General features: G+C 37.0%; 19 protein-coding genes and 1 tRNA gene. 9 read left to right on the top strand and 11 right to left on the bottom strand.

Annotated features, from left to right (window positions below):
• Positions 1 to 235 precede the first annotated feature (235 nt).
• On the top strand, positions 236 to 835 hold the full coding sequence (locus J2S13_RS14515; protein ID WP_307258546.1) for a site-specific integrase family protein: 600 nt from the start codon (positions 236 to 238) through the stop codon (positions 833 to 835).
• A complete protein-coding gene (locus J2S13_RS14510) occupies positions 826 to 1,356 on the top strand; it encodes a site-specific integrase (RefSeq protein ID WP_307258545.1) in 531 nt (176 codons plus the stop codon). The genes J2S13_RS14515 and J2S13_RS14510 overlap by 10 nt, the downstream gene beginning before the upstream one ends.
• Before the next feature lie 182 nt (positions 1,357 to 1,538).
• On the opposite strand, the gene groL is transcribed toward J2S13_RS14510, so the two are convergent.
• Both groL and groES read right to left on the bottom strand, forming a co-directional pair.
• Positions 1,539 to 3,167, bottom strand: coding sequence for a chaperonin GroEL (groL, locus tag J2S13_RS14505; RefSeq protein ID WP_307258544.1), 1,629 nt, complete (start codon positions 3,165 to 3,167; stop codon positions 1,539 to 1,541).
• 52 nt (positions 3,168 to 3,219) lie between these two features.
• Entirely contained in the window at positions 3,220 to 3,507 is a 288-nt protein-coding gene (gene groES / locus J2S13_RS14500) for a co-chaperone GroES (RefSeq protein ID WP_307258547.1), read from the bottom strand.
• Between the two features lie 349 nt (positions 3,508 to 3,856).
• On the opposite strand from groES, the gene J2S13_RS14495 reads away from it, so the two are divergent.
• Positions 3,857 to 4,597: a CPBP family intramembrane glutamic endopeptidase gene (locus tag J2S13_RS14495; protein WP_307258543.1), complete on the top strand. Its 741-nt coding sequence runs from the start codon at positions 3,857 to 3,859 to the stop codon at positions 4,595 to 4,597.
• A complete protein-coding gene (locus J2S13_RS14490; RefSeq protein ID WP_307258542.1) occupies positions 4,597 to 4,797 on the top strand; it encodes a YdiK family protein in 201 nt (66 codons plus the stop codon). Before J2S13_RS14495 ends, J2S13_RS14490 begins: the two co-directional genes overlap by 1 nt.
• A 14-nt stretch (positions 4,798 to 4,811) precedes the next feature.
• Here J2S13_RS14490 and tatC read toward each other — a convergent pair whose 3' ends face one another.
• From tatC to moaC, 4 genes are all read right to left on the bottom strand, one after another.
• Positions 4,812 to 5,582 (bottom strand): twin-arginine translocase subunit TatC, encoded by a 771-nt coding sequence (gene tatC / locus J2S13_RS14485; protein ID WP_307258541.1) that lies wholly within the window; start codon positions 5,580 to 5,582, stop codon positions 4,812 to 4,814.
• Between the two features lie 17 nt (positions 5,583 to 5,599).
• Positions 5,600 to 5,776, bottom strand: a complete 177-nt coding sequence (locus tag J2S13_RS14480) for a twin-arginine translocase TatA/TatE family subunit (protein WP_307258539.1) — start codon at positions 5,774 to 5,776, stop codon at positions 5,600 to 5,602.
• A gap of 52 nt (positions 5,777 to 5,828) precedes the next feature.
• Complete coding sequence (locus tag J2S13_RS14475) at positions 5,829 to 6,491, bottom strand: redox-sensing transcriptional repressor Rex (RefSeq protein ID WP_307258537.1); 663 nt, start codon at positions 6,489 to 6,491, stop codon at positions 5,829 to 5,831.
• Positions 6,492 to 6,575: 84 nt separating this feature from the next.
• Positions 6,576 to 7,094 carry a cyclic pyranopterin monophosphate synthase MoaC gene (moaC, locus tag J2S13_RS14470; RefSeq protein WP_307258536.1) on the bottom strand — a complete coding sequence of 173 codons (519 nt, stop codon included), beginning with the start codon at positions 7,092 to 7,094 and terminating at the stop codon, positions 6,576 to 6,578.
• A gap of 186 nt (positions 7,095 to 7,280) precedes the next feature.
• Here moaC and abc-f point away from each other — a divergent pair, with 186 nt between their 5' ends.
• The 5 genes from abc-f to J2S13_RS14445 all read left to right on the top strand — a co-directional run bounded on the left by abc-f (position 7,281) and on the right by J2S13_RS14445 (position 12,500).
• The gene (gene abc-f, locus J2S13_RS14465; protein WP_307258535.1) at positions 7,281 to 9,215 is read left to right on the top strand and encodes a ribosomal protection-like ABC-F family protein; all 1,935 of its coding nucleotides are present in this window, start codon (positions 7,281 to 7,283) and stop codon (positions 9,213 to 9,215) included.
• Positions 9,216 to 9,495: 280 nt separating this feature from the next.
• Positions 9,496 to 9,744 (top strand): hypothetical protein, encoded by a 249-nt coding sequence (locus tag J2S13_RS14460; protein WP_307258534.1) that lies wholly within the window; start codon positions 9,496 to 9,498, stop codon positions 9,742 to 9,744.
• Positions 9,745 to 9,753: 9 nt separating this feature from the next.
• Positions 9,754 to 11,706 carry an insertion element protein gene (locus tag J2S13_RS14455; RefSeq protein ID WP_307258533.1) on the top strand — a complete coding sequence of 651 codons (1,953 nt, stop codon included), beginning with the start codon at positions 9,754 to 9,756 and terminating at the stop codon, positions 11,704 to 11,706.
• Between the two features lie 129 nt (positions 11,707 to 11,835).
• Positions 11,836 to 12,048, top strand: coding sequence for a helix-turn-helix transcriptional regulator (locus tag J2S13_RS14450; RefSeq protein ID WP_307258532.1), 213 nt, complete (start codon positions 11,836 to 11,838; stop codon positions 12,046 to 12,048).
• A gap of 53 nt (positions 12,049 to 12,101) precedes the next feature.
• Positions 12,102 to 12,500: a hypothetical protein gene (locus J2S13_RS14445; protein WP_307258530.1), complete on the top strand. Its 399-nt coding sequence runs from the start codon at positions 12,102 to 12,104 to the stop codon at positions 12,498 to 12,500.
• A gap of 796 nt (positions 12,501 to 13,296) precedes the next feature.
• Here the strand turns inward: J2S13_RS14445 and tsaD are convergent.
• The 5 genes from tsaD to J2S13_RS14420 all read right to left on the bottom strand — a co-directional run bounded on the left by tsaD (position 13,297) and on the right by J2S13_RS14420 (position 16,125).
• The gene (gene tsaD / locus J2S13_RS14440; RefSeq protein WP_307258529.1) at positions 13,297 to 14,316 is read right to left on the bottom strand and encodes a tRNA (adenosine(37)-N6)-threonylcarbamoyltransferase complex transferase subunit TsaD; all 1,020 of its coding nucleotides are present in this window, start codon (positions 14,314 to 14,316) and stop codon (positions 13,297 to 13,299) included.
• Entirely contained in the window at positions 14,316 to 14,762 is a 447-nt protein-coding gene (gene rimI, locus J2S13_RS14435) for a ribosomal protein S18-alanine N-acetyltransferase (protein WP_307258527.1), read from the bottom strand. Before rimI ends, tsaD begins: the two co-directional genes overlap by 1 nt.
• A complete protein-coding gene (gene tsaB, locus J2S13_RS14430) occupies positions 14,762 to 15,466 on the bottom strand; it encodes a tRNA (adenosine(37)-N6)-threonylcarbamoyltransferase complex dimerization subunit type 1 TsaB (RefSeq protein ID WP_307258525.1) in 705 nt (234 codons plus the stop codon). The genes rimI and tsaB overlap by 1 nt, the downstream gene beginning before the upstream one ends.
• Positions 15,463 to 15,918 carry a tRNA (adenosine(37)-N6)-threonylcarbamoyltransferase complex ATPase subunit type 1 TsaE gene (gene tsaE, locus J2S13_RS14425; RefSeq protein ID WP_307258524.1) on the bottom strand — a complete coding sequence of 152 codons (456 nt, stop codon included), beginning with the start codon at positions 15,916 to 15,918 and terminating at the stop codon, positions 15,463 to 15,465. The genes tsaB and tsaE overlap by 4 nt, the downstream gene beginning before the upstream one ends.
• A 130-nt stretch (positions 15,919 to 16,048) precedes the next feature.
• Positions 16,049 to 16,125: transfer RNA gene (locus tag J2S13_RS14420), tRNA-Asp, on the bottom strand.
• Between the last annotated feature and the right edge of the window lie 16 nt (positions 16,126 to 16,141).

The following is a 16,141-nucleotide window of genomic DNA, read 5'->3' as shown; positions in this document are numbered from 1 at the left end:
AAAAAACATTGTCAAGCAACATATTTAATAGATATTAAATACAATACAGCCAACAATTAGCGCTTATTTTTCTGGTGCGAAAGTTGAGTTATTAATTAACACTTCAACTTTAACACCCAAACAAATAAAATTCCATTTGCATTCTCAATCGAAACAAAATGAATTATTAACTATTAAAGCGGGAATAATGAACATTTGTAACAAAATAATTAAGAAAGTGAGGATATTCAATGAAATGAAAGGACATTTTTATAAACGAAGCTGTACATGCAAGAAGAAAAAATGCACTTGTGGAGCCAAATGGGCCTTTGTAATTGACATCGGCATAGACCCGGAAACCGGAAAGAGACGACAAAAGACTAAAAGCGGTTTTATAAATAGGGAAGAAGCTGTCACAGCTGCCACTGCTCTTCTACAAGAATTGAATCTCGGAACGTATGTAGATGAAACAGATCAAACGTTTTGTGAATTCGCCAATGAGTGGCTTCCTATTTATAGTGAAGCAAAAGACGTTAAACCCGGAACTATTCGAGTCCGTCGTCATGAAATCAATAAACTTCTGCCCTACTTTTCTTGCCTCAAAATGAAGGATATCACTGGAAAGAAATATCAAGATGCACTAAATAATTTAAAAGAACAAGGGTATCCTGATAGCACACGGGAAGGCATACACCGAACAGGAAGAATGATCTTCCGAAAAGTATTAGAAATGGAGCTAATTAAGAAAGATCCAACTGAATTTGCTTATCTGAAAAAAGATAAGAAAACAATTGAACAGCTGGAAGAAGAAGAAATTCCTAAATATCTTGAAAAGAGGAACTTGCCTTGTTTTTAAAAACAGCTAAGAACCGCGGTCTGGAGCATGATTACTTGATGTTTTTAATTTTAGCCTACACCGGAATTAGGGTTGGTGAATTAGTTGCTCTCAAGTGGAAAGACATTGACTTTGTGAACCATAGCATTAGCATCACAAAAACCTATTACAATGAAAAAAATAATACGTTTCAGTATCAACTTGTTCCACCAAAAACAAAAAAGTCACGAAGAAAGATTATTGTGGATGAAGGAGTGATAAACACGTTGAAAAACCATAAAGAAGCGCAAAATCAAGTGATTGAACGGCTTGGAGATGCTTACTATAACAAAGACTTCATTTTTGCTAAAACAGAGCGCCAACATGGCTATCCTATCGTTATTCAGAATTGTCAAAACAGAGTGGCGAGACAACTTAAAATAGCAGGCCTAAATCCAGAGTTAACACCGCACCCATTACGCCATACCCACACATCACTCTTAGCTGAAACCCGGTGTTCATTCAAACAAATTATGGACAGACTTGACCATTCAGATGATTAAATCACAAATAATGTCTACCCCCATATAACCCAAGAAACAAAAAAAGAAGCTTCCCAAAAGTTTGCTCAACTAATGAGAAGCCTCTAATTTTTTTGTTTTGGAAAGGTTCGAACACCTTTTCGGCACCTAAAATGATGTTTTAACCTTCAAACCCTTTATATATAAGGGTTTATTAGGCTAAATTACATCATGCCGCCCATTCCGCCCATGTCTGGCATTCCCATTCCGCCGCCAGCGTTTTCTTCTGGTTTGTCAGCAACGACTGCTTCTGTTGTTAAGAACATAGAAGCAACGGATGCTGCGTTTTGAAGGGCTGAACGTGAAACTTTTGTTGGGTCCACGATACCGCTATCGATCATGTTTACCCATTCGCCAGTAGCTGCGTTAAAGCCGATTCCTACTTCTTCGCGTTTTAGGCGATCGACAACGACAGATCCTTCAAGACCGGCATTGTGGGCAATTTGGCGTACTGGTTCTTCAAGAGCACGAAGAACGATTTTCACACCTGTTGCCACATCGCCTTCTGCTTCAATAGCAGCCACTTTATTGTATACGTTTACTAGTGCTGTACCACCACCAGAAACAATTCCTTCTTCAACTGCCGCACGAGTTGCGTTTAATGCGTCTTCAATGCGAAGTTTACGTTCTTTTAGTTCAGTTTCTGTAGCAGCACCCACTTTGATAACTGCAACACCGCCAGCTAATTTAGCAAGACGTTCTTGTAATTTTTCACGATCAAATTCAGAAGTTGTTTCTTCTAATTGAACGCGGATTTGATTTACGCGTGCAGAAATTTGGTCTGAGTTTCCAGAACCTTCAACAATTGTTGTGTTTTCTTTTGTTACAACAACTTTCGCTGCACGGCCAAGTTGTTCGATTGTAGCTGATTTAAGATCAAGTCCTAGATCTTCAGTGATCACTTCACCGCCAGTTAGGATGGCGATATCTTCAAGCATTGCTTTACGACGATCACCAAATCCAGGAGCTTTTACTGCTACTGCATTGAATGTTCCACGAAGTTTGTTCACTACTAATGTAGCAAGTGCTTCCCCTTCAACATCTTCAGCAATCAGTAAAAGTGGTTTACCTTGTTGAACAACTTGTTCTAAAACAGGTAGAATTTCTTGAATAGAAGTGATCTTTTTGTCTGTAATTAAAATATATGGATTTTCAAGAATCGCTTCCATTTTATCAGAATCAGTTACCATGTATGGAGAAGCATATCCTCGGTCAAATTGCATTCCTTCTACAACATCTAATTCTGTTGTGAATCCTTTAGATTCTTCGATTGTGATGACACCATCGTTTCCTACACGTTCCATTGCTTCTGCAATTAATTTACCTACTTCATCATCAGCTGAAGAAATAGCCGCAACTTGTGCGATAGATTCTTTGCCTTCGATTGGCTTAGAAATCGTTTTTAATTCTTCGACAGCTACTTGTACTGCTTTTTCCATTCCTTTACGTACTCCAACTGGGTTCGCACCAGCTGTAACGTTTTTCAAACCTTCACTGATCATGGCTTGAGCAAGAACAGTTGCAGTAGTTGTTCCGTCACCCGCTACATCATTTGTTTTGCTTGCTACTTCAGCTACAAGCTTTGCCCCCATGTTTTCGAATGCATCTTCAAGTTCGATTTCTTTCGCGATTGTTACACCGTCATTTGTAATAAGAGGTGAACCAAATTTTTTCTCGAGAACTACGTTACGTCCTTTAGGTCCAAGAGTTACTTTTACAGCATCTGCTAATTGATCAACCCCGCGAAGCATTGCGCGACGTGCTTCTTCTGAGAATTTAATCTCTTTTGCCATTTAAAAAACCTCCCTTAAATTATGAAAAAATGGTCTATTTCGTTTAACTATATTACTCGCTAATTACAGCTAGAATGTCACTTTCACGAAGAATTAAGTATTCTTTTCCTTGGTATTTCACTTCTGTACCAGAATATTTTGAGAAGATGATGCGGTTATCGACAGCAACTTCTAGAGCAACACGCTCACCGTTGTCAAGTACGCGGCCAGTTCCAACAGCCACTACTTTACCTTCTTGTGGTTTTTCCTTTGCTGAATCCGGTAAAACGATACCGCTAGCAGTTTTTTCTTCTGATTCGACTAGCTCAATTACGACGCGATCACCTAATGGTTTTAACAAGTGAAACAACCTCCTCTAAATATATGTAATATCATTTTTTATTAGCACTCGTCTCACCTGAGTGCTAACACAATTATTATAATAAATAATCCAGATTTATTTTGCAAGGGTGATGCTCAAAAAAATTTTCCAACACACCCTCTTTATTGTATAAAATTCAGGAAAAAATATACATGCATATTTTGAGGAGATGTTAAGTAGAAGATTGGGATTCCTCCATTTACAAAAACGGTCTATTTGAAAAATATGTACGAAAACGATTAAAATGAAGTATGGGATTCATCAAGTGAAATAGCAGCGGCTATCTTATTTATCGTATCCTAACAAAAATAAAGGGGTTCAACTAAATTTGAAAAAAGAATATGGTTTTATATTAATAGTTTACCTTATTATGCACTTATCCAGTTTTATCGGAATTCCTCTTGTTTATAAAATTGGCATTAATCAAGGCGTTGAGCCTTCTATGATGCAGCAACTAACGCCTGGCTACTGGCTGACATTCAGCTTCTCTGTTGCCTTAGTCATCATTCTGCTCATCTTAAAGAAAGCAGAAATAAGACAAACCCGACTCCATTCAGATCCTCCTATGCATGTACAGGGTTCGACCTTTTGGGCAATTGCTGGAGTATTTCTCGCCTTTTTTGCTCAAGATATTGCCATTAGAATTGAACTTTTACTTGGAGTCACTCCTGGATCGGAAAACACGCAACAAATTATTCAAATTATCGAATATGTACCCTTTACGATGATTGTTGCCTCTATATTAGGTCCCATCCTCGAGGAAATTGTCTTCCGAAAGGTCATATTCGGCAGCCTCTATGAAAGATTTCCCTTTTGGGTTGCTGCACTCATTAGTTCAGTTATTTTCTCTGCGGCCCATATGGAACTAGAGCATACTTTATTATATTCTGCCATGGGATTTACCTTTGCTTTTTTATATGTAAAAACAAAACGTTTAATCGTTCCCATTATCGCTCACGTGTCGATGAATACATTGGTCATATTAGGCCAATATTTCTTTCGGGATGAATTAGAAAAATATATAGAAGAAGCAGAAAAAATTTCAGGGTTTATTGGAGGATTCTTTTAATGAAACAAACATCATGGTTACCCGGGACATTAAACATCCTACTAGGAGTGTTTTTTACTTATATTGCGATTGTGACAGTGAATTCGAATGGCTTTGGATTTTTTACTTACTTGCTCATTCTATTAGCGACCTTAGATATTGGCACGGGCTTACGAATGACCTTTGCTCATTTTCGTCATAAAAAGAGAGAAAAAAAATAGACCGCTTGATCGGTCTATTTTTTTTGAGCTTCTTCCGACTCTATTTCCCTTTCCATTTGCTCTTCTGCCTCAATTACCTTTCGATAGCCAATTTTTGAGATCCAAATACTAATTTCGTATAAAATACAAAGTGGAATGGTGACCATCATATGTGACATCACATCTGGCGGGGTAATAAGAGCCGCAATGACTAATAAAGTGAAATAGGCATATTTACGAATTTTTGCTAAAAACATCGGAGTGATAATTCCTAATCGTGTTAGAAACAACATGACAACCGGCATTTGGAATAAGAAACCAAACGGAATCGTAATTTGAAATAAGAACTGAAAATATTCATTAATACCGATAACCTGTTGAATATCTAGTTTTTCCGACATATTCATCATAAATCGAACAACAAATGGAAAAAGGATAAAATAAGAAAAGGAAAGGCCCCCTAAGAAAAGGAAGACAGAAATTGGAATATAACTTAAAGTAACCTTCCTCTCTTTCTCATATAACCCTGGGCTGATAAAGGCCCATAATTGATACAAAATGACGGGTGAAGTGATGATAAAAGCCAACACAAAGGCCATTTGAAAATAGATTTTCAAAGGGTCCGTCATTCTAAAAGCATTCATCGTTAATTCTTTCGCCTCATCCGCTGACTGTAAATAACGAATAATCGGTTCAGCTAAGAAAAGACTGCCGATGATTGCAATGAAGAAGAAAACGACTACAATCATGAGTCGTTTTCTTAATTCACTTATATGCTCAAAAATCGTCATTTCATTTTGACTCATTCTATTTCATCCTATCATCACTTAGCGTCTTTTTTATCTTTTGAATCATCATCTTCTGCTAAGCCTTTCGTAGCGTCTTTAAATTCGCGCAATGTATCTCCTGCGGCTCTTCCTAATTGAGGGAGCTTTTTTGGACCGAATAATAATACAGCAACAAGTGCAATGATAAGAATACTGCCGATACCTAGTGGCATAAATGCTACACCTCCTTCCTCTAATAATAACTGATTTTGATCATTTTTTCTATTAAGAATTTGTCTCTTCTATGACTTCTTCAGGATAGTTTTTTAGAAAATAAACAAGTGACTGTAATTCAACAGCTAAATCAATGTGATGGACTCTGATCGAAGAAGGTACCGTTAATCTGGCAGGAGTAAAATTAAGTATTCCTTTGATATCCGCTTTTACTAGTCGATCGGTAATTTGTTGGGCAACTGGCGCTGGTACGGTAAGAATTGCCACATGAATTTGTTCTGAAGCTAATCTTTCTTCTAGTTCATCCAAATGATGGACATCAACATCCCCAATTTTCTTCCCGACTTTTTCTGCATTTACATCAAATGCAATATCTATTCTAGTATTATTATTTTTCATAAAATTATAATTTAAAAAAGCCGTGCCTAAATTTCCGACACCAATTAATGCCACTTTCGTAATTTCATCTTGATCTAATGTTTTTCTAAAAAAAGATAGCAAATATCCTACATTATATCCATATCCTTTTTTTCCAAGAGCACCGAAGTAAGAGAAATCACGTCGAATCGTTGCTGAATCGACTTTTACCGCTTCACTTAACTCGGCAGATGAAACTCTTTGCTTGCCTGACGAATGGAGATTTTGAATAAATCGATAATACAATGGCAATCTTTTTGCCGTTGCTTGTGGAATTTTCATTGATTCTTGATTCATAATCTTTCCTCCAACTGCACTAAACCTATACTTTTTTTCTATAGTAAAATTGCATGAATCTTTTCCGTGATTCATGCGTATAACTTACTCTTCCCTATCTGATGTAGGCTGTTCATTTAATTGTTTATAATAATCTGGACTTGAGACTCCACCTGTTTTTTCAATTAAATAGGTAGGGCCTATGACCATTCCTTTGTCCACCGCCTTACACATATCATAAACGGTTAATGCACAGACAGAAGCAGCTGTTAACGCTTCCATTTCTACACCTGTATTCCCCTTTGTTTTTACTTTCGAGGTAATCATTAATTGATAGCACTCACTTTTTTTCTCCCATTCGAAAGAAAGATCGATTCCTTTTAGCGGAATGGGATGACACATCGGAATGATTTCCCACGTCTTCTTCGCCGCCATAATTCCGGCTACTTGCGCTACTGCTAGTACATCCCCTTTCTTCATCTTATTATTTTGAATTGCCCCGTAAATCTCATCATTCACTTCAATGCTAGATCTAGCAATCGCTGTTCGAACTGTTTCAGGTTTTCGACTTACATCGACCATTTTCGCTCGGCCTTCTTCATTAAAATGAGTAAATTGCGACAACATGAACACCTCTTTTTTTACATAATACACTATTTTTCTATGATTGTCTTTGAACTTTGAATATCTTTTCACAAATCATTGAACCTATTCGCACCGTATCTCCTTTAATCATTTAAAATAATCCTCACTGTTGCCTGCCTTATTATGAATAGGATACACTTACAATAGGAATAAGAGGTGAGAAAAATGATTTTACTGCAAGTACAACAACTTTCAAAATTTTTCGCAGCCGAACAAATTTTGTCTAACATAAAGCTAGAAATTCAAACAAACGACCGAATTGCCCTTGTTGGCAGAAATGGGGCGGGAAAATCCACCTTATTAAAGATCATTTCCGGACAAATGTCTTATGATTCCGGCGAAATTATGAAGCCGAAGGACGTATCCATCGGTTATTTAGCCCAGAATACCGGTTTGGAATCCAATTTGTCGATTTGGGAGGAAATGATATCCGTCTTTCACTATCTGCAAAAGATGGAAAAGGATTTGAGGAAACTAGAACAATCCATGTCAGACCCTGCAATCTACCAAGATGAAAAGAAATACGAAAAAGTGTTAAGAGACTATGATCACTTACAAGTGAAATTTAAAGAACTTGGTGGATACCAATATGAGTCAGATACTCGTTCTGTTCTTCACGGATTAAACTTCCAAGACTACGATTATTCGACCAAAATCTCTACTTTAAGCGGTGGGCAAAAGACAAGGCTTGCTTTAGGAAAACTATTATTAACAAAGCCGGACATTCTCATTTTAGACGAGCCTACCAACCATCTGGATATCGAGACTTTATCATGGTTAGAGCAATATTTACAAAACTATGATGGTGCTATCTTGATCGTTTCCCATGACCGTTATTTTCTGGACAAGGTGGTCAACCAAGTTTATGAAATAAGTCGTCATAAAATAAAGAAGTATGTTGGGAATTATAGTAAATATTTAATTCAAAAGGCAAAAGACTACGAACGAGAAATGAAACAATTCGAAAAACAGCAAGATGAAGTGGCAAAGCTTCAAGATTTTATCCAAAAAAACATTGCGAGAGCTTCCACTACCAAACGGGCACAAAGCCGGAGAAAACAATTAAATCGTTTAGAATTAATGACTAGGCCAGAAGGCGATGAAAAATCAGCCCATTTTTCGTTTACGATTGAAAAGCAAAGTGGGAATGAAGTATTACACGTCAATAATGTAGCGATTGGATATGAAGGCGTCGCTGTAGCCGAAAATATCTCTTTTCATCTCACTCGTGAAGAAAGTGTAGCTATAGTGGGACCGAATGGAATTGGAAAATCTACGCTCCTGAAGACAATTATTGATAAATTGCCCACACTTAAAGGGGAAATCACTTTAGGAACCAATGTGACAATCGGCTATTACGATCAGGAACAAGCCGAATTAACATCAAATAAAACCGTCTTAAATGAGTTATGGGATGAATACCCGACGAAACCGGAAAAAGAGATCCGTACGACATTAGGAAATTTCCTCTTTTCAGGTGATGATGTCCTTAAACCTGTTCATGCTTTAAGTGGTGGCGAAAAAGCACGGCTAGCCCTCGCTAAACTAATGATGCAACAGGCAAACCTACTAATCATTGACGAACCGACCAACCATTTAGACATTGACAGCAAAGAAGTGTTGGAAAATGCTTTAATCCATTATCCTGGAACGCTTTTATTTGTTTCACATGACCGTTATTTTATGAATAGAATCGCCTCAAAGATCATTGAACTTTCCCCTGAACAGTCTACTGAATATCTTGGCGATTATGACTACTACGTAATGAAAAAACAGGAACAAATAGAACTTCAACAATTGGATAATGCGACTGTACAAAACGAAAAGACAGCACAGTCTGAGAAAAACAGTTATCACATTGATAAAGAACAAAAAAAGATTGAACGTCAAAAACGCCGAAGACTCGAAGAAATTGAACAATTGATAGAGACATTAGAAGAGGAAATAAATGAAAAAGAACAACTACTATGTGATCCAGAAGTTTATCAAGATCATGAAAAATCACTACAGCTGAATGAAGAAGTAGAGGAAGGTCAACTCAAACTCGAGCAATTAATGGAAGAATGGGAAGAACTGCAGGAAATGCTTGGAGAGGAATAAGAACAACCGATACTGTGAATAAAAAAACTGCTCCATAATTGTAAGACGTTCTCTTTTGAATCACAAAAATTAAATTCGCAACAAAAATAGGGTACGAAATCGCAATGATTTTCGTACCTTATTTTTTGTTGATTTATCAATGTTTTTAGCCACTTGGTATATAAAATCGCAACCCAAATCGCAACGTAATTTTTTAAGTGGGAATGGATGTTCCCATTATGAGAAATACTATGTTAAAATGGATGTGAATTACTATGCCAAAATGGGAGGTTTGAGCTACATGACAAAACCCTTAGAGTTTATCAAACCTAAAAATAAAAACGCTAAAGAAGTAAACTGGAAAATTTCCGAACGAACCAGAGCTATTGTTTCTTACTACGCTGAATACTGTGAATACACCGAAGAAGAGGTTGTCGATGAATTCCTACAACGGAACTTGCTAAAAGATGACCAATTTATCGAATGGGTAAAAGCCCTCCGTAATAATAAGCGTATGTTGAAAGCCATTGGAATAGAAGAAAATGAGTAGGTGATTACTTTGTCTAAGTTGAAACAGCTTCTTCCGAAATTTCAAGATAAATTGGAAATTACTTGCCCTGTCAGTGATGATGAAATATTGGATAGGCAATTACAATATCCACTTCTTGCTCCTATGAAGTTTGCTAAACGATATCATAATCATTTGTACGAACCTGTTTCGTTTTCATTAAACGGTCATGAATATAAGATTCAATACAATCACTGTGCGAATCCATTTTGCGAGTCTTTTGGCTTACAACAGGAACGGTTTGAAAAGGTAAAACACAAACCCTATCGTTACAAGTTACAAGGGGCGAAAAATAGAAGGGCGAAATATATTGTGTGTAATGACCTTCCTATCGTCACAAAATTGCCAAAGGCAACGCTTAATTGCACCACAAATACTTTTTCCAATTGGGCGGTTACGGAGGAAATTAAACGTCTTACGGAGCTTCAAACTATCGTTGAAATAGAACCAGAATACACTTTTCATAAAGATGACTGTAAGTATGATGGGATAACTCCTTTCACCGAAAAATCCTATTTTTACAAAAGAGGAAAAAGTAAAAGTAATTCACAAAAATATCAATGCAAAGAATGTAAAAAATACACCAATGTTTTACCGATTAAAAGAGAATCAACTACCTATCATCAAAAACGAAACGATATACTCCCTCTCTTCTCTAAGTTATTGTTAAATAAAACTTCGGTCAGAAGAACCTGTGATATGTTGGAGATTGGGATGAAAACCTATTACAACAAACTGGAATGGCTCTATCGCTGTTGCTTGGAGTTTTTGGACAAACATGAAACAAAAGGCTTTCAGAATAAAGCCTTTAATGAAATATGGTTGAATACAGATAAGATGCAATACAATCTAAACAACATTCGGAGAAAAGGTAAAGGAAGTTTCGATACCTCCTTTACGGATGACTCCGCTTTGCAAACCCATGTGGTCATAACCGCAGATGTTCATTCTCGATATGTGTTCCGTAGCGATGTCGCCTATGATTGGGACTTTGATGTTGAGCAATTAGAGGAAGATACCCTTCTCTATCGAGAAGACCATCTGGATTCCTTTTGTCGGAGAAATGACCGTTTCCGATTGTCCTACTATCCACAAGAACCAACGAAAGAGGATGACCAAACCTATCCTGAATATGTAGAGGAACTGACGAAGATTAAGAATCGAAATAAGCTGATTAAGGGGATGCACATTAATTCCACCTATACCGCATTTGCTCACTTTTGGCTGATAAAACAATTAGTACAGGCAAAAGAATGGCGATTTGTCACTGATGACGATTCTTCCCTTGCAACTGCCATCTATCGTGTATTTTCGGATGATATACGACTATACAATGCCCATCATTTTGTAAGTAAGATGGATAAGACAAAATCATCAAAGCAAAAGTATGAGGACTATATAGAGGCAAAGAGATTTTTAACAGATTGGGGAAATTCTTATGGCTATTCAACAAGGTCTCTTTATACGTTAGCGGAGCTGTATTTACAAGAAAAGCTACAAACCCATCATTTCTGCGAAGAGGTTTCTTTTCCTCATAAAAGGGCTACTGTATGGCTGAACAATCCATTAGAACATCCATTGTGTCCGAGGGATAAAGGAAGCTATACGGTTGATTGTCGAACAGATGTAAGCGGTTTGGATGCTCATGATTTAGCTTCTGCCCTCATGAATGTCAATGACCATGCCACGAACAGCTTCATTCAACAGATACGCAGACGAATTTCCATACTGGAACGACCTTTGGTAACAGCCACAGGACAAGGGAAAAGTTACATTTATGCAAACTTCAATCCGAAGTATGCACAGTACGCCTTAACGATACTAAGAACGTATTACAACTTCTGCCTTCCGTTCGGCAGAGGGGATAAAAAAGAAACTCCTGCACAACGAATTGGTTTAACTGATAAAATTTTTGACATTAAAGATATTATATATATGAAATAAAGATAAAACGGTCTTAATTTGCATGGAATACTTTCGGTATTTTCATGTTTTTTTAAATCAATATGTAATATATAATTGACATTTGTATATTATATATTACAATTTAATTAAGAAACAGAGGTGAAAGTATTGAAGGAGATTCCAGTGAAAAATAAAGTAAAAATCACAAGAATAGAAAAAGGTAATCTTACACAAATGGAATTAGCGAACTTGGTCGGTGTAACCCGACAGACAATGAATCTAATTGAAGCACAAAAATATAATCCTTCTATTCGTGTCTGTCTTCTAATTGCAAGATTCTTAGATAAACCTTTAGACGAGCTATTTTGGATTGAAGAATAATAAAAATCATTTTTAATTGAAATCAAATTTATGAAAAGAAAGGGGATTTTCAAATGCGTTTACCAAAATGGGGGTTATTAATATTCAACATTCTGTTATGTGTAGCGTTTGCATATGTTAGTATTTCATCATTTTCTAATGGTGCAACTATCTGGTGGTTATGGGGGTTAATCTCTATTCTATATGGTTACACCACTATAACCCATTTTGCAAAAGGTTATAAGGAAGGATGGTCTTCAACTGAAATTGTGGAAGATGAACGAACTTGGAATGTTCGACTCGTATCGTGCTTCATCGCCTTTGTTTATATTATGCTTTTCCTATCTGTGGGAATTGTGACATTTTACATGGGGTATCTTTCCATCGACCCAGTAGTTTATATGGTTCTTGCGGTTATCACAAGTATCGCAGTGTTTGTCATATCACAAATTGTACAGTTTATTCCAAAGTAATAAAGTTGATTATGCAAGAAAAAAGCATGGTCATTCAATAAGTGAATAGCCATGCTTTTTCTTTTGTTAATTACAATGTTTTTTTGCATTTTGTGATTCAAAAGGGAACGTCTTACCATAATTGGGCAGTTTTTTTATCCCCTTTTCCACAAATTTATCCACATGAAATAATCAGTAATAATAGTTATTCACAGGAGTTATCCACTTTATCCACATTTTTGGATGACTTTATGCACATTATCCACAGATAATCCTTTTTATTTTTCAAGTTGTTATTCACATGCTCTTTTATATTATCCACAAGTTATACACAGGTTGTGTACAAAACAAATGTTCCTGATAGAAAATTCAAAATAAAGAGATCTTTTATACACTTTTTGTGGATGATCTTGTTGATAGAACAGTGTATATAGGGGAAATCCCATACTTATACACAGACTAATAAAATGGATTCAGTGAGGATTTTCCCCTCCCTCCTGAAAATTCCGTTCATTCAGCCTGATAGACTCAAAACGCGAGTATTTCCGATCTAGTTTCCGAGATTTGAACATTTCCCAAGTGTATTTGCTCATTTCCCATGCGGATTTGCGCTACTCTTTCAACTTTTTGCACTTGATCACCGCTTATTTGAACATTTCCCGTTTTATTTGCTTATTTCCCGAAATTATTTGCACTTCTTCTCGTGAAAGTAGTATTACCCTTTAAGCAAAAAATAAAAAGCTGTCTTTCATAAATGATCCGGTGTTTTTATAAACCCGAGTCCATTCACTTTAAAGACAGCTTTTCCTTTATTTATTCAAAAATTTTCAATATCAAGTCCAGGGTATGCATTCATTGCATAGTCTCCCCTTTTGCCTTTTTCAAATAAAACTGTACCGGCAGCCGCAATCATGGCTGCATTATCCGTGCATAAATGAAGCGGGGGAATAACTAGTTCGATTCCATTCATCTCACTAAAGGCCTTCACCAACTCTGCTCTTAAGCCCCGATTAGCCGCAACTCCTCCAGCTAATAACACTTGTTTCACCTTATATTCCTTAGCGGCCCTCACTGTTTTCGAGACAAGTACATCGATTACACTGGCTTGAAAACTAGCAGCTACATCTTCTGGAGGAATTGTTTCACCTTTTTGTTTCGCGTTATGCAAGGTGTTAATGACAGAGGATTTTAATCCACTGAAACTAAAGTCATAAGAACCTTCTTCTAACCATGCTCTTGGAAAGTCGATACTCTCCTTTCCTTCATGGGCAAGACGATCAATATGTGGTCCTCCTGGATATGGGAGACTTAAAGTCCTTGCTACTTTATCATAGGCCTCGCCTGCCGCATCATCCCGTGTTTCTCCAATCACTTGAAAATGCGCGTGTTCTCTCATATATACTAGTTCAGTATGACCACCTGAAACGACTAAAGATAGTAATGGAAATTGCATTTCTTTTACTAGTCGATTGGCATAAATATGGCCGGCAATATGATGGACACCTACAAGGGGAATTTTATGAGCAAATGCCAGCGCTTTTGCCGCATTGACGCCAATTAATAAAGCACCAACAAGTCCAGGTCCTTTTGTAACAGCAATAGCATCTAAATTTTCTGGTGTCATAGAGGCATCCTTAAGAGCCTGTTCTAATACGATGGTAACCTGTTCAACATGATGACGGGAAGCTATCTCAGGAACAACCCCACCAAATCGCTTATGACTTTCAATTTGAGAGGAAACGACATTCGAAATAATTTCTGTACCATTTTTAATAATGGCCGCTGCCGTTTCATCACAGCTCGTTTCTATACCTAATACGTAAATATCTTTCTTCATTATAAACTCACCCACATTATGAAAGCATCTTCTTGATTATCCGAATAGTAATTTTTCCTCACACCGACTTGTTTAAACCCGAGTTTTTTATATAAAGATTGTGCTGCTTTATTACTTACCCGAACTTCAAGTGTCATGGTTTTTCCGCCCATTCTTTTTGAAACGAACATGACATTTCGTAGGAGCGATTCCCCAAGGCCCATTCCGCGGAACTCGGGTAATATCGCAATATTCGTTATATGTGATTCATCGATCACGACCCAAACACCACAATAGCCAACTACTTGCCCTTCCACCTCTACCACAATATAGGTAGCAAATTTATTCTCCATTAATTCATAGTAAAAAGATTCTTTTGTCCATGGTAGTGTAAAACTTTGATGCTCAACCACCATAATTTGTTCCACATCTTCAACCGTCATATATCTGAAACGAACATCATTCATTATTTTTCCCCATTTATTCGCTGATTCTGTAACCATTTTGCTTCTGCTTCCGCTAACCGAATATAGTTTGGAACAGCTGTATGAACATTCTCAGCTTCTTTTAATAATCCTATTCTGCCTAGTTCAGCAGGTCTTGGATTATGAGTAGTATACTCCCCTATTAATCCATTAGTCTCCAAAGTATTGTGAATACATTCTAGATGTAATGCCACATCATTTCCTACAAACAAAACAGGTTCATTTAACTCTTTTAATGATCTACACCATTCATCCATCAGAATATTACAGTCATCCCTAACCGTCGTCAACTCCCCATTTATAAACTGGTATAAACCTGTGTACACCTGACCTCTTCTTGCATCAAAAATAGGAGAAATATATTTTGGATAATATCGTGCAGAAGCCGCCAAAACGGCTAAACTAGAAACACTTATTAAAGGTAAATGTAATGACCAAGCAAGAGTCTTTGCAATGGTCATCCCAATTCTAACACCAGTATAAGATCCAGGCCCTTTGGCCACGACAATTTTACTCAATTCATTCGTTTCCACTTCACAATCCTTTAAAAAGGATTCAATCGCAGGCATGACACGCAATGAATGATTTTTCTTTATATTAGTGATATATTCTCCTATCACTTTTTCTTCTGTCAATAATGATAAACCAAGAACATAATTAGAAGTGTCAATCGCTAGTACTGTCATTCAAATAACTCCTTACATATGTTTTCATATCTTTGACCTACCGGATTGAGCAAGAAATTCCGTCCATTTAGCCCCCCATGATATATGGAGATTTCTAAATATTCATCAGGTAACTGCTCTTGAATAAGATGGGCCCATTCCACAACCGTTACGCCTTCCCCATAAAAATATTCATCAAAGCCAAGGTCCTCACAAGAATCCTTGACCCGATAAACATCCATATGATACAAAGGCATTCTCCCCTGGTATTCTTTAATAATGGTAAAGGTGGGACTGTTCACTACTCTCTTTATGCCTAAGCCTTCTGCAATTCCCTTCGTAAAAGTAGTTTTTCCTGCTCCTAAATCCCCTTCTAGTAAGATAACAGTCCCAGGCTCCAATAAGTTAGCAAGTGTTTTAGCAAATTGATTAGTTTCACTCAAATCATTCGATATAAATTCATATTTTTTCATCAGAAGCCCCTTTTTCCGTACAGATTTCGCTCTAATAATTTCTATAAAAAAACCTTAGGATTACTTCATCCTAAGGCAGTTATATGTAATATTATATCCAAACATGAATGGTCATACTAATAAAGTAAAATGGCGGTCCGGACGGGACTCGAACCCGCGACCTCCTGCGTGACAGGCAGGCATTCTAACCAGCTGAACTACCGGACCAATGATTGCGGGGGCA

This window comes from Oikeobacillus pervagus, assembly GCF_030813365.1.
GTDB classification, from domain to species: domain Bacteria; phylum Bacillota; class Bacilli; order Bacillales; family DSM-23947; genus Oikeobacillus; species Oikeobacillus pervagus.
The sequence above is the reverse complement of the archived record's forward strand: the minus strand, read 5'-3'. Positions and strand labels throughout refer to the sequence as shown.